The sequence below is a fragment of the Spirochaetales bacterium genome (assembly GCA_016930085.1).
Lineage (GTDB): Bacteria > Spirochaetota > Spirochaetia > SZUA-6 > JAFGRV01 > JAFGHO01.
In genome coordinates, this window is the sequence record JAFGHO010000064.1 from 16,875 (window position 1) to 35,895 (window position 19,021).

The window sequence follows — 19,021 nt, forward strand, 5'->3', positions numbered from 1 at the left end:
AAAGCGAATCGTCACCTCGGTATCGATACATTTACCTAATCCCCGGATTTTTTCATATTGTTACCACTTGTTGCAGGCATGATCATTCTGGTATATTGATAACGATTGTGAACAACCTGAAAAACAGTGATTCGATATAACTCGCTCCGGTGTACGCCGGGGGTAAGCCTGTTATACGGCTGCGTGGTATCAAGGGAGGATTCATCTGAAAGCCGGATTCTTAAAAAAAAGAGACAAGGCCGTGGCTTCGATAAAAAGAAAATGCAGTACGACCGTCGAAGTCGGTATCATCCTGGGGTCGGGATTGGGAGAGTTCGTCGACGCTATCGGGGGAACGGTCATCCCCTTCCCGGCGATCGCCGGTTTTCCGGTTTCCCGCATCCGGGGCCATCGCCGCACGCTAAAAATCGCGAACGGCCTTGCGGTATTTGCAGGAAGATTTCACCTTTATGAGGGAATCGATATGGATGATGTCGTCCTCCCGGTTTTTATTCTCCGTGCACTCGGTGTTCATACGATAATTGTGACCAACGCGGCGGGGGGGATAAATCCTTCTTTTTGTCCCGGAGACCTCGTTCTTATCAGGGATCATATCAATCTGATGGGGACAAATCCGCTGATCGGTCCGCACTTCGAGGAATTGGGTCTGAGGTTTCCCGATATGAGTGATGCTTACAGTAGAGAATTGAGAGAAAACGTCAGGAAATGCGGCAGCTGTGATTTGAAAGAAGGTGTCTATGCCGCGCTTTCGGGACCCACCTACGAAACACGGGCGGAAGTTCGTATGCTGCGTCTTCTTGGGGCCGATATGGTGGGGATGTCGACCGTCCCCGAGGTCATCGCGGCTTCCTTTCTTGGCATGTCCGTTCTCGGTATTTCCTGTATCTCGAATATGGCGGCCGGCATCGAGCGAAAACATATATCGCATGACGATGTCCTTGCGGCCGGGAAGAAAGCCGGGAAGAACTTCTGCCGTCTTGTTTTTTCGTTTATCGAAAACCTTGGAATCAATCCTGTATGAAAACACGCGAACGGTTGACGCATTCGGTTATCGAGAGGCTTGCCGCCGCGATCGAAGATGCGCGCGGAAATGAATTGTTCGTCGTCGGGTCCCTCGATAACGATCGCCTGGTTTTTGATATCAAGGTCGCGGCACGGGGAGACGATTCTTCGGTGCCCGCACTTGGTTCCTATATCGAAAAAGGGGATGTGGTAATCCATAATCATCCTTCGGGGAACCTTACGCCGAGCGGTGCCGATCTTTCTATTGCGTCCCGGCTCGGCGATCAGGGGATAGGATTCTATATCATCGATAACACATTGAGTGAGGTGTATGTCGTCGCGGAGCCAATCGTCCCGGAGAGACAGACACCCCTCGATACCGCGGCACTTGCCGCCGTTCTCCTGCCGGGGGGCGGCCTCAGCGCCGTGTCGGATCAATATGAAGAACGACCCACACAGGTCGATATGCTCCGGGCAATTTGTGAGGCATTCAATCAGGATGAAATCTGCATCGCGGAAGCCGGTACGGGTGTCGGTAAATCCTTCGCGTACCTTGTTCCCGTCATCGACTGGGTATCCAAAAACACCGAACGTGTCGTTGTATCGACGGCGACGATTAACCTGCAACAGCAACTGATCGAAAAAGATATTCCCCTTGTGAAAAAGATACTGGGTGTGGATCCGAAAACGGTCCTTGTCAAGGGAAGGGGTAATTACGTCTGCCTGAATCGGCTGAACGAAGCAGTCGGGGAGTTTTCTCTTTTTGAGGAAACGACGGATGAACTCAAAAGCATCCATGAATGGGCGCTTACTTCGGAAACGGGCTCAAAAAGCGATATCTCATTTTATCCCCGGCCGGAGGTGTGGTCACGAATTTGTTCTGAGGCCGATCTTTGTTCGGGGTTATGGTGCAAATACAGGGAAGGTTGTTTTGTGTTGAAAGCGAAACGTGAAGCCGCATCTGCCCGGCTTCTGGTTGCAAATCATCATCTTCTTTTTTCCGATCTTTCCGTCCGTATGGCAGGTATCGGCTTCGAGGGGACGGCGGTGCTGCCCCCGTTTCACCGGATTGTTTTTGACGAGGCGCATAACATCGAAGAAAGCGCGACCTCTTTCTTTTCAAGGAGTCTGACCAAATTTTCCCTTTTTAAGCATTGCGGGAGGTTTCATCGGAAAAAGAAAGGCCGTTCCTTCGGGCTTATTTACGGTATTGCGGCGAAGATAAAGGAGAAAAGTCTGATTGAAACAATCCCCCGAATGATCGAGGATATATATACGCAAATGCTTCTGGTCGAGCACGGCTGCCTCGCGCTTTTAGGTGAATCGACGGAATTGAGGATCAGAGACAACGAAGACCGGCAACTGAAAGAGTTTTTTCTGGATCCGCTTGTAGACCTCCAGTTCAAGATTGTCGATCTCGCCTCAGTACTCGACAATATTCTTACGGAGTTTGAAAACGCGGAAGGCGACAAGAACCTTCTTTTCGAGAGTAAGGCACAGGTGACGAGGCTACTGGAAATATCGGGGCTGTGCGAACGTTTCAAGAACATCGCATCCGATACCGGCTACATATACTGGATTCAGCGTTCGAAGTCTTTTTCAGGTGATTTTTATATAAAGGCCATCGTGACGCCGCTTCATATCGCGCCGTTAATGAAAGAAGCGATTTATGAACCATACAGTACGGTTGTTTCAACATCAGCAACGCTCGCGGTCAATAATTCCTTTTCGTACTGGAAGTCAAGGGTGGGACTCCATGATATCGAGGTGATGGAAGAATGCTTTCTTTCCCCTTTCAATTATTGTGAACAGGTCCTGCTCGGGGTTCCGACGGACGCACCAATGCCCGATGAGGAAGGATTTCAGGGCTATGTGTCCGGATTTATACATGATGTTATCGGATGTTCGGGCGGGAAGGCACTGGTGCTGTTCACCTCATACTCGATGCTCAACCGGACATATGCCGAAATTGTGCCGATGCTTCGGGAGAAGGGTATATGCGTATTGAAACAGGGCGATGATGACAGGGCACGCCTCCTTTCGAGGTTCAAGCGGGATATCGAAAGTGTCCTTTTCGCAACGGATTCCTTCTGGGAGGGAATTGATACGCCCGGAGATGCACTCGAACTGCTTGTGCTGTGCAGGCTGCCGTTTCGGGTTCCGACAGGTCCCGTTGTGAAGGCTCGAATGGAAGAAATCGAGAAAAACGGGGGAAATCCCTTTTTCGAATATTCCCTCCCGGAAGCGGTGATAAAATTCCGGCAGGGTTTCGGACGGCTCATGAGGCGAAGAAGCGACAGGGGTGTCGTCATTGTCCTGGATTCCCGCCTCGTAAAGAAAAGCTATGGACCTATATTTCTGAAATCACTCCCTCATACACCCGCAATCATCGATTCGGGGGTTCGGGTCCTTGAAGGTGTCGCGGACTTCTACGCTTCTATAAGAAAGTGAATTGATTCCGTCCTTTCCCGGTGCGGCCGCTTTTCCGGTTCCACATAACGGGAAGACTTATTTTCGGGCGGAAATAAAAAAAACTTGCAAAATGACTATGTTTTTATTATCTTATAGAAACCGAATTTGTAAATTGTCGGGGTTTTCACTATAATGTAAGCGAGGGGCAGTATCGTTCATAATGACGTTTGCGGCAGAGGTGGGCGACTTTCGTGTGAGAGTTAAGACAAGGGTATGAAGAAGAAGAGAGACAAAGAAGAGGAAAATGTAATCTCTATATATTTGAAGGAAATCAATACCGTTCCCCTTCTTTCGCATGAAGAAGAAGATTATTATGCAAGAAAAGCCGCGGAAGGGGATGTCGAGGCAAGAAAAAAACTCATCCTTGCCAATCTTCGCTTTGTCGTCAATGTCGCCAAACGATACCAGAATCAGGGACTTCCCCTTATGGATCTTATCAGTGAGGGAAATATCGGTCTTATGAACGCCATCAAACGCTATGACGCGGACAGGGGATACCACTTCATTTCATACGCGGTCTGGTGGATCAGGCAGAGTATTTTGAAGGCGATCTGTGAAAAATCGAGGATGATTAAGCTTCCACTCAACAAGGCGAATGAACTCGTGCAAATTGAAAAGGCACGAAAGGAACTCTGTAAAATGACCGGTAAGGAACCCGAGGTGAAAGATATCGCGCGGTTTCTGGATATGAACGAGGAACATGTGGCGAAACTGATCAACATTTCGCGTGAACTTATCTCTCTCGAAACCCCTGTGTATGTTGAAAAGGATTCGCTTCTTCTTCGCGAGTATATCGAAAGCGAGCATTATCAGGCCCCCGATACGCTTCTGATAGAGAAATCGCTTCAAGAGGAAATTAATCATGTTTTGAGCACCCTTTCGGCAAAAGAGGCGAGGGTGATCGAGTGCCGGTTCGGCCTTAACGGAAAAAAACCGATGTCCCTCAAGCAGATCGGGGAGATATTCAAGCTTTCCAAGGAACGAATACGGCAGATTGAAAAAAAGGCATTGAAGCGATTGAAACATCCGTCCCGGAGCGATTACCTGAAGATTTATCTCACCGAATAACGATACGACAAATCCGGTGAGGGGACGGATGAAGCCGCCGACATCGAATCGTCCGACTATTCGGACATTACGATGTCCGGCAATGATGATAGGTTTTCACCCTTTTCATATATTCCTTTATGTTATTGTCGTTTATTGATTGACATAAGCGGACAAAAGTTTTATATACAAGCATACGACGAATGGTAACGTTCAGGTATTCCGGTAAAAGCCGGACTTGCATGAAAACAGTATATATCCGCAAATGAGAAGCTGGGGTATGACAGCACTCGGTAACAAAAAAAATTTTTTTAATTGGAGGTAGTGATACATGGCAAAATCAAAACAATATGTATTCTTTTTCGGCAGAGGAAAAGCGGAGGGGAATGCAAAAATGAAGGAGATACTCGGCGGCAAGGGCGCGAATCTTGCCGAAATGACAAATCTCGGAATACCCGTTCCGCCGGGATTCACGATCAGCACGGAAGTATGCGATCTGTTCTACAAAAATAAAAGAAAATATCCGGCGGGACTCGATAAGGAGGTAGAAGAAAACCTCAAACGGCTTGAAAGTCTGACCGGCAAGAAACTCGGTGATCCGGATGATCCTCTTCTTGTATCCGTCCGTTCCGGGGCCGCAATTTCAATGCCCGGCATGATGGATACGGTACTCAACCTCGGATTAAACGAGAAAGCGGTCGCCGGTCTTGCACGGAAAACGGGAAACGAACGTTTTGCCTGGGATGCGTATCGACGGCTAATCCAGATGTACGGCGATGTTGTCATGCAGGTGCCGCATCATGCTTTCGAACAGATTCTCGATACCATCAAGAAAAAGAAGAAAGTCAAAAACGATACGGACCTGAATACGAATGATTTGAAAAACGTCGTGAAACAATATAAAGAAATTTACAAGAAATATACGAAAAAGAGTTTTCCCGAAAAACCCCTCGATCAGTTGTGGGGGGCGATCAATGCGGTATTCGGTTCGTGGAATAACGAACGCGCCATTAAATACAGGGCGATCAATGATATTAAGGGGCTGCTCGGTACCGCAGTGAATGTTCAAACCATGGTGTTCGGTAATTATGGGGATGATTCGGGAACCGGTGTTTGTTTTACACGCGATCCGTCGACAGGACAGAATGTTTTTTACGGCGAATACCTCACCAACGCGCAGGGTGAAGATGTCGTTGCCGGAATCAGGGACCCGCTTCCCATCAAGGAACTCAAAAAAATAAATCCGAAAATTTACGACAGCCTGGTAAAATTGAGAGAGAAACTGGAAAAACATTACAGGGAAATGCAGGATATGGAGTTTACGGTTCAGCAGAACAAACTTTATATCCTCCAGACCAGGAACGGGAAAAGAACCGGTATTGCCGCGATCAATATCGTTGTCGATATGGTCGATGAAAAACTCATAACAAAAGAAGAAGCCGTTATGCGCATACAGCCGGAACAACTCGACCAGCTTCTTCACCCGATGGTGGAACCGAAGGCAAGAAAATCCATGACCGTGCTGGCCAAAGGGCTGAACGCCTCACCGGGTGCGGCGACCGGGCAGATTGTTTTTGAATCGGACGATGCGGTGAAATGGGCGGAAACCGGAAAAGACGTTCTCCTGGTAAGGCGTGAAACCTCTCCCGAAGATATCGGTGGTATGCACAGCGCAAAGGGTATCCTCACATCCACGGGCGGGATGACCTCCCACGCCGCCGTCGTTGCGCGGGGAATGGGAAAACCGTGTATCGCCGGATGCAAGGATGTCGAAATTTCCGGAAAAACGACAAACATCAAAGGCAGGAAATACAAGGAGGGCGACTGGCTTACCATCGACGGTTCGACCGGAGAGGTTTTTGAGGGAAGGGCGAATCTCATCAAACCCGGATTGACCGGAAATTTCAAGAAATTTCTCAGCTGGACGGACGAAATAAAAAACAGTGCGGTCAGAAGCGGAATCAAGGATAAGGGATTCAAGGTCAGGACAAATGCCGATCAGCCGGAAGATGCAAAAATCGCAAGGGATTTCGGTGCGGAAGGCATCGGTCTCTGCAGGACCGAACATATGTTTTTCGGAAAAGGCAAACTCGAGCTCTTTCAGGAAATGATCGTAGCGGAAGATATCGATGCGCGAAAACGCGTTTTGAAGAAACTCGCCGTGCTGCAGAAAAAGGATTTTGCCGGTATTTTCAAGGCAATGAACGGCCTGCCGGTCACCATCCGCCTGCTGGATCCGCCGCTGCACGAATTTGTTCCCAAAACAAAAGCGGAAGCGAAAGTACTCGCGGAAAAAACGGGCGTTCCCCTCAAAAAACTCCTTGCCAAGATAGAGTCTTTGCATGAGTTGAATCCCATGCTCGGACATCGTGGATGCCGGCTCGGCATCACCTATCCGGAAGTCTACGATATGCAGGTTGAAGCGATTATGAACGCCGCGTGCGAAGCGGACGCGAAGAACATCAAGGTGATTCCGGAGATCATGATACCGTTAGTCGGTACGGTAAATGAACTGGAAATTCTGAAGGAGAACGCGGAGAAGGTGATTCAGGAAATTTTCACGAAGAAAAAGAAAAAGATCGCCTATACTATAGGAACGATGATCGAGATACCGAGGGCGGCGCTGACGGCGGACAAAATAGCCGGCGTGGCGGATTTCTTTTCGTTCGGAACGAACGATCTTACACAGATGACCTTCGGGTATTCCCGCGACGATGCCGGGGTTTTTCTCCCGGAATATGTTTCCAAACAGATTTTGGAAAAGGATCCCTTTCAGGTACTCGATCAGGAAGGCGTGGGACAGCTCGTCGAACTGGGTGTTAAACGCGGCAGAAGCGCCAAGCCCGGTCTTAAAGTCGGAATCTGCGGAGAGCACGGCGGGGAACCGGCTTCGGTCGAGTTCTGCTACAGGGTGGGCATGAATTACGTCTCCTGTTCGCCGTTCAGGGTTCCGATCGCACGGCTTGCCGCGGCCCAGGCCGTAGTGAAAAACAGGTAGGCCCGCATCGTGGACTGTTAAAAAAGACATCGAGCCGCCCGGAAGACGGTGAAACTATCACCGGTTTTCCGGGCGGCTTTATATAGTGAGTATGCCGCCGTTACTTTCAGGCGGTATACGGATGCAGCCGGTGATGAAGCGGGATAGCGATTCCCGTTTTCGCCTCGCGTATATTACCGCTAAAAAAACGGTCGACGCAGAACCGGACGATAACCGTGGAAAAAAACAAACTTACCGACATATACAGGATATTGTACGCAGCGTACGGCCCGCAGGGGTGGTGGCCCCTGAAAAGTACGGCCGGAAAAGACGGAAGCGACGAACGCGGATATCACAGGGGCATATACCGTTATCCGGCGAATGACGTGGAGGCGGGGGAGATCATTATCGGTTCGATCCTTACCCAGAATACGAGTTGGAAGAACGCCGAATACGCCATAGACAATTTAATCGCACTCAACTGTTTGACGCTCCGGGCGATCGCCGATTGCCCGGTCCCGGTGTTGGCGGAAATGATAAGATCGAGCGGTTATTATAACCAGAAAGCGATAAAACTAAAAAGAACCGCCGAATATATGCTGGAATTAAAACGGCGGCAGGATTGCGTAGTGCCAAAAAGGGAGGAACTGCTCGGTCTCTGGGGGATCGGATATGAAACGGCCGATACGATTCTTCTCTATGCGTACAGGCGGCCGTGGTTCGTCGTCGACGCCTATACGAAACGTATACTCCTCCGGCTCGGTCTGATTTCGGAAGCCGCGGCCTACACGGATATTCAGGAATTATTCCATAGCCAGGTTGAAATGAATGTCGATGTTTACAACGAATATCACGCCCTCATTGTCCGTCACGCAAAACACCATTGTATGAAGAAACCGCGCTGCGGAGCATGCCCATTGCACGGACTGTGTGATATGAAAAAAGAGTAATATAAGCTACATCAACAACAGCCTTTATTGATTGAGCGGTATCGCTTCCCCGATTTAAACCCTTGACATTTTGCATTTTTCCCTCAATACTACGCTCAAGAACAGACGGGAGAAACAGTGTCAATCTCGAAGTGCCGGATTTCCGTTCGACGGCCGTAAGGGAAGTCTCCGAATGAAGAGGGATTGGATTGGATATAAAATCTGAGTATATCGATTATTTTGATGTCGAAAAGAACCTCCAGATTGCCGTTGACGACGGAAAAGTGATCCGTGTGATATCGTATGCAATGTCTTCGGATGTCGAGAATACACTCGATAAAATCATCACCCGGATACTTGAAAAGTACGATCGTATGGATTTAAAGAGCCTGGTTTATACCTGTACGAAGGAATTGGCGATCAATGGAACAAAGGCGAATCTGAAACGGATATTTTTTGAAGAGAAGGGACTGGACCTCGAGATCCAGTCGGATTACGAGAAGGGGATGCAGCTATACAAGGAAGTGATGAAAGAAGAACTAACCCTTCAATACGGTAAAAAAGCGAAACTTATCGGGCTTTATGTAAGAATCAGCTTTATTTATAATGAGGATGTTCTTAAAATAGAAGTCACCAATAACACGGCGATAACAAAGCAGGAAGAAACCAGACTGCGGCAAAAACTCGCATCAACGATGAAATACGACGATCTGATGCAATACTATATTGAAAATGCCGATGATACCGAAGGTGAGGGGATGGGAATAGCCCTCATCATTATTCTTCTGAAAGGGGAAAAAATCGATCCGAATCTTTTCCGCATGAGTATCAAGGAAAATCTGACCACGGCAAGGATAGAAATTCCGATGAGTGATGATTATATCAGCGAAAGAGAAAAAAGAAGAAATATAAGACGTACTTCAAAAAAGAAGTAAAAGCCCGGTAGCGTCGCATTGATAAGCGTTTGACGATAATATATACAATATCTGTTGAGAGAGAAAGAGAACTTTGATGAAACAATCCAATCTTAAATTACTCGCCGTCTTTTTTTTGTCGATCGTACTCATCGCGTTCGAGATAGCTGTTATGCGGACATTTTCCGTCGGGAGCTGGTCTAATTTCGGTTCGATGGTTATCAGTATCGCGCTGCTCGGTTTCGGTCTTGCCGGAACACTCATCACGTTTCTCCAGAAGGCGATCAAAAAAAGACCCAACAAATGGCTGTCGACAACCGCCCTGCTTATCATGCCGTCGATGGCCGCCGCGCATGTCTTCGCACAATGGGTGCCGTTTAATCCGGTGATGCTCGTTTCGGATCTGGGGCAATTATGGTTTATCGCTCTTTATTATGTCATATATGCGGTCCCCTTCTTTTTTGGTGCGATGTTTATCGGGGTTGCCTTTATCGCCCTCAGCAGCAAGATTCACAAACTCTATTTCTGGAACATGGCGGGATCGGGAATCGGCGGGATTATAATCCTGGGGTGTATGTATCTTTTCCCGCCCGATATGCTTGTCATTCCGCTTCTTCTGATTTCCCTGGTATCAGTCGTTCTCTGTTATCTTCGTTTTGACACGGAAAATAAACGTTTCCATATACGCTTTTCACATCTTTTCCTGACAATTTTAGTTTTCATCGCTTCGTTTCTTCTGATCATTACCTTTGGAAAGATACGCGTATCGGAATACAAACCGGTCAGTTATGCCAGAAAATTCCCGGATACGGAACTGAATCACCATTCATACAGCCCGACCGGTGAGATGCATGTGTATACGAGTTCTTTCTTTCATTCGGCGCCGGGACTCAGTGATAACGTCGTTCTCTATCTCAGAGAAATGCCCCGGAACGCTTTCAAGGGGTTGTATATCGATGGGGGCGGGCCCATCATTATTCCGAGAAAACTGAAACATGAAGAGGAAAAATATCTCGAGTTTCTGCCCATGGCCGCCCCGTACGAGCTTGAGAAAAATCCGAGCGTTCTTCTGGTCAGGCTTGGCGGGGGGGCGAGCGTCTTTACCGCCATCCATTACAACGCGGAGAAGATCAGTGTTGTCGAAAATGATCACGCGATCGTGGATCTGATCAAGAATGTGGAGGTGATTACGGATTTCAACGAGCACCTGCTCGACGATCCTTCCGTCCATGTGGTTTCCGGCGAACCGAGGGCGTACTGCGCGACGACATCGGACAAATACGACATTGTGGAAATCAGTCTCATCGATTCGGTGGGTCTTTCCCAGACGGGAGGATATTCGGTGGATGAGAACTATACCTATACCGTTGAGGCCTTCGAGGATTATATGAGTTGCCTCGACGACAATGGTATTCTTTCGGTAACGGTCTGGAACCGGTTGACGCCGCCGCGGAATGTTCCGAAACTCATTGCCACCGTGTTCGAATCCCTTAGGCGGCAGGGTGTCGATGATCCTGAAAACAGGATTTTTATTTTCAATGTCCTTCTCTCAACCGCGACGGTGCTGGTAAAAAAATCCTCGTTTACCTCCGGAGAAATTTCGGCATTGCGGCAGTTTTGCAGGAAAATGAGTTTTCTCGAGAGTTATTATCCGGGCATGGAAGTGAGGAACAAGGATTTTGAACGAATATTGTCCGACTATACGAGACAGTATCAAAAAATCGAATCGGCACAACCGGAGACGGCCCGCGGAAAACGGAAAGCCGGGGGGGCCTCGATGCCTTCGATGGACGAATATACCGATCTTGATCCCGATGATCTTTATCATTTCGTCATGCAGTGGCTTATCGATAACAGGGATGAGGAACTGTACGAGAAATATGTGTTCGATATAAGACCGGCAACGGACGACAGACCATATTATACCGCCTATCTGAAACCGCACACAATGACGATGTTCTTCGATGAACTGGGCGAGGTTTCGGAGGAATGGGGATATCTTCTTCTCCTCGGCACGCTTATTCAGGCAATTTTCTTTGGTTTTCTCATCATCGTACTGCCGATTACCGGTCGATGGCGTGAATTCTTCCGGGGGAGAAAGGGAACCATCGGCGTTATTATTTATTTCTCCTGCCTCGGGCTGGCATATATGCTTATTGAAATTTTTCTTATCCAGAAGCTGGTTTTTTTTCTCGGCGATCCCATTTTTTCCGTATCTATCGTTCTCACGAGTATGCTTATCCTCTCCGGACTCGGCAGTCTCTTCAGTCAACGATTTTCTGAAAACAGGGCATTCGGAGTACGCCTGGCCGCCGGGGGGATTATTGCGAGTATCATCTTTTATATCTTCGGGCTTTCACCGTGCCTGCGGCTTTTCCTTGGACTTCCCTTCATCGTCAAGGCACTCCTCTCGATTGTTTTTATCGCCCCCGCCTCTTTTTTCATGGGAATACCCTTTCCGTCCGGACTTTCAGCCCTCTCCGCGAATCGTGAACGGCTTCTTCCATGGGCATGGGGGATGAACGGAGCCCTGTCGGTTTCCGGCTCGGTACTTGCCAGACTTATATCGATTTCAACAGGTTTTGTCTGGGTACTCGGTCTTGCCGGGGCGTTGTATTTGATCGCGGCTTTGGTTTTCAAGTCGAACGAAGCGCCCGATGAAATCGTAAAGAAGAAAAACGGGAAGGAAATAAAAAAGCCGATTCCCATTATGTCGGTGAAAAGTTGACACATGATGGAGCATCGGTACTGTATGCAGGCATCCGGCGTGTATGACGCTTTCCGGGCGCAGGGAGGACTGATATGAGATTTCCATATCCCGCCAGTGCCTTTTACCGGATGACAGCCACCAGCCAGTTTTAAAGGGGTACCGGATGGACTCAAAACGTTTCGAGATAACAGAACTCTTTGGATCGAATGTGTTCAATTACAAGACTATGAGAGAAAGAATGCCCAAAGAGACATTTAACGCACTGATGAACACCATACAACGCGGTGTTCCTCTCTCAGCCGCCGCCTCGGATGTGGTGGCGAACGCGATGAAGGATTGGGCGATCGAAAAAGGCGCGACCCACTACACCCACTGGTTTCAGCCGCTTACGGGAAAAACGGCGGAAAAACATGATTCCTTTATCTCTCCGACAAGGGACGGAGGCGTTATCATGGAGTTTTCCGGAAAACAACTCATCCAGGGGGAACCGGACGCCTCGTCATTTCCAAGCGGGGGACTTCGCGCGACCTTCGAGGCGCGCGGATATACCGCGTGGGATTGTACATCTCCCGCTTTTCTCAAGCAGGATGCCCTCGGAAACGTGACACTCTGTATTCCGACCGCTTTTTGTTCATTTCGGGGTGAAGCCCTTGACACGAAAACTCCGTTGCTCCGCTCAATGAAAGCCGTGGAAACGCGGGCTTTGGAGCTCATTCGAATCCTGGGAAACACCACCTCCGCCAGGGTGATTTCAGAGGCCGGTGTTGAACAGGAATATTTTCTCGTGGACAAGAAATATTTTCTCAGGCGGCTCGATCTCATGCTCGCCGGCAGAACGCTGTTCGGTGCGCAACCCCCGAAAGGGCAGGAACTGGACGACCAGTATTCGGGTGCGATCAAAGACAGGGTCTCGGATTTTATGCGGGACCTCGATATCGAACTCTGGAAAATGGGCATCGCCTCGAAGACAAAACATAATGAGGTCGCCCCGTCGCAGTTTGAACTGGCCCCAATCTATACGAGTATCAATATTGCGGCGGATCAGAATCAACTGATTATGGAGACTATGCAAAAGGTCGCATTACGGCATGAGCTCGTTTGCCTTCTTCACGAAAAACCGTTCCGCGGAGTCAATGGGTCGGGGAAACATATCAACTGGGGATTATCGACCGATGATGGCATCAATCTTCTTGATCCGGGAAATACACCGCATGAAAACGAGCAGTTTTTGCTGTTTCTCTCCGCGCTCATTCGTTCCGTAGACAAATATCAGGGGCTTCTCCGGGCGTCGACCGCGAATCCGGGAAACGAACACAGGCTTGGGGCCCATGAAGCGCCACCGGCCATCATTTCCATTTTTCTTGGAGATGAACTCACCGATATACTTCTCAAACTGGGAAAGGGAGAAAAAGCCGTACGTAAAGAGGCGGATCTCATTACTATCGGTGTGGATACGCTTCCGCCACTGCCAAAAGACAACACGGACAGAAACCGGACCTCCCCATTTGCCTTTACCGGAAACAAGTTCGAGTTCAGGATGGTACCGTCATCGGCATCGATTTCAGAACCCAATATGGTCATTAATACCATTGTGGCGGAGACACTCGACCTCATGATCGGCCGGCTGAAAAAGGCAAAGGACAGGAATAAAGAAGCAACCCTGCTTATCAGGGAGATAATCTCGAACCATAACAGAATCATATACAATGGTAACAATTATTCGAAAGAATGGGAAAAGGAAGCCGGAGAGCGGGGTCTTGAAAACGTGACATCGAGTGTGGAAGCATTAAAAGCGTTTGCCTCGGAAGAGGCGCTCGATCTTTTTGAGAAATTCGGCGTACTGACACGGGAAGAAAGCGTATCGCGGTATGAAGTCCATCTCGACCTGTACGCGAAACAGATCAATATCGAGGCAAGGATAAGCCTCGATATGCTCCGGCGGCAATATATTCCCGCCGCCGTTCGTTATATAACCGAATTGGCACGTTCCGTCAGCGCTGTTGAGGATGCGGCAGAGGGGGGCGGCGTTCAGAAAGAGATTTTGAAACAAGTATCCTCAAGACTCGAGTCCGCATATAAAACGGGAAAGACGCTTGCCGCCGAGGCGAAAAACGCTGCGTGCAAACCGGCCGTGGCGGGAAAGGCCGCCGCTTATTCGGAGCGGGTGTTGACGTCGATCGGTGAATTGCGAAAGGATATCGATGGTCTCGAGACACTCATACCCGCCGATATATGGCCCGTGCCAACTTACGCTGAAATGATGTTTCATATTGAGTAAATCCGGTACGACAATTGTCGTGTATTAATGAAGATAAAGAAAAAGCGGTGAGAAAAAATAAATTGCCGCCGGAAACTTTCGGTGCCGCCTCAGGACTTGCCTTCGAGTTCTTTTATTTTATCGCGTATCCGTGCCGCTTCCTCATAATTTTCTTCCTCAACGGCACTATCGAGCTTTTTTTTCAGATTGTCGATTTCAGATTCCTTCGGACTGAATTCAAGGGGCTGGTTTGAATGTTCGTTGACGATCGTGATTGATATCCCGGCTTCATCGACAACAGATTCATCGATAAAGATATTGCATTTCACTCTGACTGCGACCGCGATACAATCGGAAGGACGTGCATCGATACTGATTTCTTTTCCGGACCTCGTGACGACGAGGCGGCCGTAAAAGATACCTTCGCTTAAATCCGTAATTTCGACCCTTTTTATCGATACATTCAAATTTTTCAGCGTCGAGATAAGGAGATCGTGGGTAAGCGGCCGTTGTATTTCAACATCGCCGAGACCGATGAGTATGGATTGGGCTTCCGCCTGCCCGATAAAAATGGGTACGGCAATGTCCGCCCCCTTTGGTTTTATCAGAACGGCGTTTCCCTGATCGGTTTTTGCCAATGTCCAAACTTCAGCCGGAACGAGCATGCTTACGCTTCCTTATTCTTTGATTGCAGATAATTGATGATGGCATCCACATCGACAAAACCCAGTTCGACAGCTATTTCTCCGAACAACCGTGTATCGCCTTTTTTTTGACGCTGAAGAACATTATCAACCTGTTCTTTATTCATGGCACCGATACGTACAAGACCTTCACCTATTTTTTCGTCTATTGATTCCATATTTTTCCTCACACAAATAATCCGGTATCATGTACACGAAAGACATTTTCTTATCATTCCGGAGTGTCTTTATCCATTATGATATGAATAAAAACAACTTTCAAGGGTATTTCAACACCCGGTGACACATACTATAATAATAAATAAATTATAGTGAAAATTCAACCATAAATTGGGTGATTTGGCGGGAGGTGCTTTTTTTTGCCTGTCCCCGAAATGAAGCAAAATAGAAGAGATACCCCCTTGACAGAAAAGAAGAAAATTGTCATGTATAATATAGTAAGTGGGCCAATAGCTCAGTTGGTTAGAGCGGCTGACTCATAATCAGCGGGTCCGGGGTTCAAGTCCCTGTTGGCCCATTTCCTCTTTTTCTTCCTGTGAAAAGGCCGTACATAACCGGTATATTGCTTCAGGGTAGAAATAAAATCCGTATGCTACGAACGGGGCAGCGAAAGAAAGCCTTCATAACCGCGGTAATTCAACCAGTGGACAAAAAATGACGTCATATCGATGATATCTATCGCGACAAGTATCGCAAGCAATAAAAAAATGAAGAAAAAAAAGAGACGAAACGGCAGGAGTATTATCTTTCGTTCTTTTATGAGCTTCGCTATGTAAAAACCGGCGATCAACAGCGCGGGGATTAAAACAATGAGGCCGGATATGAGTCTCGTACCGTCCGGATCGGTCTGCCGGGTGTTCTCGAGAAAAAAAGTAAATCGCATGAGTACTTCGTTAAAATATTCCGTACTGCCCAGCAGTATCAAAATGCCGACACAGATCAGGAAAACCCCGCTTGCTTTCTTGATTACCTGTACGAACGGAAGTATCCTTTTCATGAAACGCACAAAGAATGAAAAAAAGATTCCCGCCAGGATAAACGGGATACCCAATCCGGCCGAGTAACAGGTAAAGTAGACGATCCCTTCGATTGCCGTTTTCCCGGTCGAAGCAAGCACAAAAAGCATACCCAAAAAAGGTCCGATGCAGGGCGTCCAGCCGGCCCCGAATGCAACCCCGATGAGAAATGCCCCCGGGTAGCCTGCCGGGATTTTCCGGAAACGTATATTTCTTCCCTTGTTGAGTATGGCGATAAAGTCAAACAGGAAATGAAGCCCGAAGAGTATAACGACCGCGCCCGCGATCCCGTTGATTACACCGGTCATGTCATGCGTGAGATTTCCTATACCGGATGCCAGCATACCGAGAAGGATGAAAACAAGGGAGAACCCCGAGATAAAAAGAAGCGTTTTAACGACAATAACGAAACGGGAGAATTTTTCTTCACGAAGGTCCTGATAGGAAACCCCCGTAATGTAGGCGAGATAGGCGGGGATAAGCGGGAAGATACAGGGGGTAAGAAAGGATGCAAGACCGGCAAAGACCGATATCGCGATATTCTGAATCATGGTGTTCTTTTTCCTGCGGACGGAATGAAAACGGTCCGGAACATATCGCCTTTTATCGGGTATATCATTCCTCATCCTTCCCGGTTCAACATGTACTGAATCGCTTCCTTGACGGCCGAAGTATTCCATGAACGGGCCCCCTGGGCGGCGCCGACTATGAAACCGTTCGTGTCGATTATCCATGTCATCGGTATACCGCTCGCGCCGTACGTCTTCGCGACCTCCCTTGTCGTATCCAGGAGCACGGGAAAGGTGATCCCCGCTTTCTCCGCGAATGCCGATACGTCTTCTTTTGATTCTCCGATATTGACGGCCAGAAAGACGAACCCCTCATCGAGCATTTCTTCGTATAGTTTCTGCATCGACGGAATCTCGCTTCTGCAGGGACCGCACCAGATTGCCCAGAAATTGAGGAATACCACCGTCCCTTTGAAGTCACTCAGGCTTACCGGCGAACCGGAAAGATCGTTCAGGGTAAAATCATAGTCGAGGGCATTTTCCGGGTTTTTGAGTGTCATAATATACGCCTTTTTCAGTTTTTCTTTCAAAGCGGTATAGAAGGTGGTGTCCGATTCTGAAAGCGGGGCTGAGGCGCGTGTGCTGTCGGCGTTAATTCCTTTTTTCCCGGTATCGTTACAGGAAAAAGGAATGAATATCGCAGCCGTCATAGATGTGGTGATGAGTATGACGGATAATGCCTTTCTCATACAGATATTTGTTTCAGGCATCCTGTTTGCTCCTTTCTCTACTCCTTCCGGTTGTAAACGGCATGAATGACGGGTTTCTGATTTTCGGCCGAACCTTTATGGTATAACATATCAAAAAGAACAGGTTATGACAAATACATAATAAATCCCGCAGGTCATGCTACCCGTTATCGGATTGTATTGTGTGTTTCGATAAAATGGGAATATTTCAGGGTTCGAATAGACTTAAAAGCAGTGCCGTCATATTGAAGAGTGCGTGTGCCATGCTGATCGTATGAATGTTTCTTTTTTTTACAAATATATATGAGAGAAAAAAGCCCGATGTAAAAGCGAAGGCGGCCCCGAAGAATCCCTCATACATATGAAGAAGACCGAATAAAAGCGTACCTGTCGCGAGTGCAAGCGGAAGCGGAAAGCCCGCTTGCCGGCATCTGGTCAAAAGGTATGAACGGAAAAGCAGTTCCTCCCGGTAGCCGGTGATCAGACAGAATATGACCAAAAGCGGAATCATTGCCGGGTTTTCGAGCCGCCACCGGTGTCCTTCCTGTATCATTTGTACGAGATGTTCCGGCAGAAAATCAGTCAGTAACAGAAGGAGATAATAGATGACGAATAGTCCGGCAGCGAACAGAATGGCATACAGTGTATCGGACAACCGGAACCGTTTCAGGCCGAAATCGTCAAACGCCCGGTCTCCCTTTCTCTTGATAATGAAAATCATGAATGCCGTTTGTCCGGCTGAAAGAATGATGTATAACGTCAGGGGGACAAAGGAATTAAGGAATCCGGAGGCCGAATCAAGCGGCGGAACGATCAGATTGGGAAGAAAAAAACTGATAAACATTATAAAAAACTCTATGATTTGTCCGGCCATAGATACGTCAATTCCGGGTCCTTGATTCGAATTTCAAACAATCCCGCGAGCTTGATTTTTTCTGAAATTATTGAAACGGTGAGAACATCGTCGATCTCGCTTTTTATCCTGGTGTAAAGCCGAATTGCGTCATCGAAAAACGATAATGGTATATTCGAGAGAATCGAAACGCTTCTGTTTTCCGCGAAGCGATAAAAATTTCTGATCCCGGAATCAAGATATTTATTTGCCTCCGAGATGTAATGAAAGAGTTTGGTCGGATTCATGACGGCGGGAAGCGGTCGAGGATTTTTATGTTCCGTTGCCGCAAGAAAAGCGGAAAAAAGGTCACTGTAGAAGAGAGACTTCCTGCTCATTGTATTCGTGTCCCCCCATGCCTTTAAAAAGCGATGCGCCATTGCGACCCTTGTACGAATGATCCCTGCAAACGAGTCCTTTGGTGTCCGCTTCAGCCAGCCGATGATAACGGCGTCACGAAGCGCATCATCCCCCCTTGCAATCGCCTGTCCGATTGTTTGGGGGTGTATGCGATGTCCGTGGTCGAAATCGGCTTCTTTTTTTTTGCCTTCGAAGACGCCGTAAAGATGCGTGAGATGATTTTCATATGCCTGATTGAGTTTTTGCATTATTTTTGTCGACCATTCAATGCGTTCCGGGTGTTTGTCCGGATGATACAGTTTAATGAGTTCCCTGTATTTTTGTTTCAAATCCTTCAGTGTCGGGGACTGCATGAGAGTCTTCAGGTATGTATTGAACTCGTTGTCTGCCTTATCCATCGGTCTTTCTTTTCCGGTATGTACAAATAATAGCCTTTTTTTTCCCTTTTCTCAATAGTATCAGCATATGCCGGTTATATGCCGA

General features: G+C 47.9%; 14 protein-coding genes and 1 tRNA gene. 9 read left to right on the forward strand and 6 right to left on the reverse strand.

Annotated features, from left to right (window positions below; all coding sequences use genetic code 11):
* Positions 1-241 precede the first annotated feature (241 nt).
* From JW881_11045 to JW881_11080, 8 genes are all read left to right on the forward strand, one after another.
* Positions 242-1,021, forward strand: a complete 780-nt coding sequence (locus JW881_11045; GenBank protein ID MBN1698041.1) for a purine-nucleoside phosphorylase — start codon at positions 242-244, stop codon at positions 1,019-1,021.
* Complete coding sequence (locus JW881_11050) at positions 1,018-3,453, forward strand: DEAD/DEAH box helicase (GenBank protein MBN1698042.1); 2,436 nt, start codon at positions 1,018-1,020, stop codon at positions 3,451-3,453. The genes JW881_11045 and JW881_11050 overlap by 4 nt, the downstream gene beginning before the upstream one ends.
* Positions 3,454-3,687: 234 nt before the next feature.
* Entirely contained in the window at positions 3,688-4,542 is an 855-nt protein-coding gene (locus JW881_11055) for an RNA polymerase sigma factor RpoD/SigA (protein MBN1698043.1), read from the forward strand.
* 310 nt (positions 4,543-4,852) lie between these two features.
* Positions 4,853-7,519, forward strand: coding sequence for a pyruvate, phosphate dikinase (locus JW881_11060; protein ID MBN1698044.1), 2,667 nt, complete (start codon positions 4,853-4,855; stop codon positions 7,517-7,519).
* Positions 7,520-7,734: 215 nt separating this feature from the next.
* Complete coding sequence (locus JW881_11065) at positions 7,735-8,448, forward strand: DNA repair protein (protein ID MBN1698045.1); 714 nt, start codon at positions 7,735-7,737, stop codon at positions 8,446-8,448.
* Positions 8,449-8,636: 188 nt separating this feature from the next.
* Positions 8,637-9,362 (forward strand): hypothetical protein, encoded by a 726-nt coding sequence (locus JW881_11070; GenBank protein ID MBN1698046.1) that lies wholly within the window; start codon positions 8,637-8,639, stop codon positions 9,360-9,362.
* 76 nt (positions 9,363-9,438) lie between these two features.
* Positions 9,439-12,069, forward strand: coding sequence for a hypothetical protein (locus tag JW881_11075; GenBank protein MBN1698047.1), 2,631 nt, complete (start codon positions 9,439-9,441; stop codon positions 12,067-12,069).
* A gap of 145 nt (positions 12,070-12,214) precedes the next feature.
* Positions 12,215-14,329 (forward strand): glutamine synthetase III, encoded by a 2,115-nt coding sequence (locus JW881_11080; protein ID MBN1698048.1) that lies wholly within the window; start codon positions 12,215-12,217, stop codon positions 14,327-14,329.
* A gap of 89 nt (positions 14,330-14,418) precedes the next feature.
* Here JW881_11080 and JW881_11085 read toward each other — a convergent pair whose 3' ends face one another.
* Entirely contained in the window at positions 14,419-14,973 is a 555-nt protein-coding gene (locus tag JW881_11085; protein MBN1698049.1) for a bifunctional nuclease family protein, read from the reverse strand.
* Between the two features lie 2 nt (positions 14,974-14,975).
* A complete protein-coding gene (locus JW881_11090) occupies positions 14,976-15,170 on the reverse strand; it encodes a hypothetical protein (GenBank protein MBN1698050.1) in 195 nt (64 codons plus the stop codon).
* 285 nt (positions 15,171-15,455) lie between these two features.
* Here JW881_11090 and JW881_11095 point away from each other — a divergent pair.
* Positions 15,456-15,529: transfer RNA gene (locus JW881_11095), tRNA-Met, on the forward strand.
* Between the two features lie 75 nt (positions 15,530-15,604).
* Here JW881_11095 and JW881_11100 read toward each other — a convergent pair.
* The 4 genes from JW881_11100 to JW881_11115 all read right to left on the reverse strand — a co-directional run bounded on the left by JW881_11100 (position 15,605) and on the right by JW881_11115 (position 18,936).
* Positions 15,605-16,579, reverse strand: coding sequence for a hypothetical protein (locus JW881_11100; GenBank protein MBN1698051.1), 975 nt, complete (start codon positions 16,577-16,579; stop codon positions 15,605-15,607).
* A 71-nt stretch (positions 16,580-16,650) separates the two neighbouring features.
* Entirely contained in the window at positions 16,651-17,307 is a 657-nt protein-coding gene (locus tag JW881_11105) for a TlpA family protein disulfide reductase (GenBank protein MBN1698052.1), read from the reverse strand.
* 187 nt (positions 17,308-17,494) lie between these two features.
* Positions 17,495-18,160, reverse strand: a complete 666-nt coding sequence (locus JW881_11110; GenBank protein MBN1698053.1) for a CPBP family intramembrane metalloprotease — start codon at positions 18,158-18,160, stop codon at positions 17,495-17,497.
* Complete coding sequence (locus JW881_11115) at positions 18,142-18,936, reverse strand: J domain-containing protein (protein MBN1698054.1); 795 nt, start codon at positions 18,934-18,936, stop codon at positions 18,142-18,144. The genes JW881_11110 and JW881_11115 overlap by 19 nt, the downstream gene beginning before the upstream one ends.
* Positions 18,937-19,021: the final 85 nt, after the last annotated feature.

What these genes read in the sequence shown, in the direction of transcription:
- JW881_11050 (MBN1698042.1), top strand. Translation starts at nt 1,018, where the DNA reads ATGAAAACACGCGAACGGTTGACGCATTCGGTTATCGAGAGGCTTGCC.
- JW881_11055 (MBN1698043.1), top strand. Translation starts at nt 3,688, where the DNA reads ATGAAGAAGAAGAGAGACAAAGAAGAGGAAAATGTAATCTCTATATAT.
- JW881_11060 (MBN1698044.1), top strand. Translation starts at nt 4,853, where the DNA reads ATGGCAAAATCAAAACAATATGTATTCTTTTTCGGCAGAGGAAAAGCG.
- JW881_11075 (MBN1698047.1), top strand. Translation starts at nt 9,439, where the DNA reads ATGAAACAATCCAATCTTAAATTACTCGCCGTCTTTTTTTTGTCGATC.
- JW881_11080 (MBN1698048.1), top strand. Translation starts at nt 12,215, where the DNA reads ATGGACTCAAAACGTTTCGAGATAACAGAACTCTTTGGATCGAATGTG.
- JW881_11085 (MBN1698049.1), bottom strand. Translation starts at nt 14,973, where the DNA reads ATGCTCGTTCCGGCTGAAGTTTGGACATTGGCAAAAACCGATCAGGGA.
- JW881_11090 (MBN1698050.1), bottom strand. Translation starts at nt 15,170, where the DNA reads ATGGAATCAATAGACGAAAAAATAGGTGAAGGTCTTGTACGTATCGGT.
- JW881_11100 (MBN1698051.1), bottom strand. Translation starts at nt 16,579, where the DNA reads ATGATTCAGAATATCGCGATATCGGTCTTTGCCGGTCTTGCATCCTTT.
- JW881_11105 (MBN1698052.1), bottom strand. Translation starts at nt 17,307, where the DNA reads ATGCCTGAAACAAATATCTGTATGAGAAAGGCATTATCCGTCATACTC.
- JW881_11110 (MBN1698053.1), bottom strand. Translation starts at nt 18,160, where the DNA reads ATGGCCGGACAAATCATAGAGTTTTTTATAATGTTTATCAGTTTTTTT.
- JW881_11115 (MBN1698054.1), bottom strand. Translation starts at nt 18,936, where the DNA reads ATGGATAAGGCAGACAACGAGTTCAATACATACCTGAAGACTCTCATG.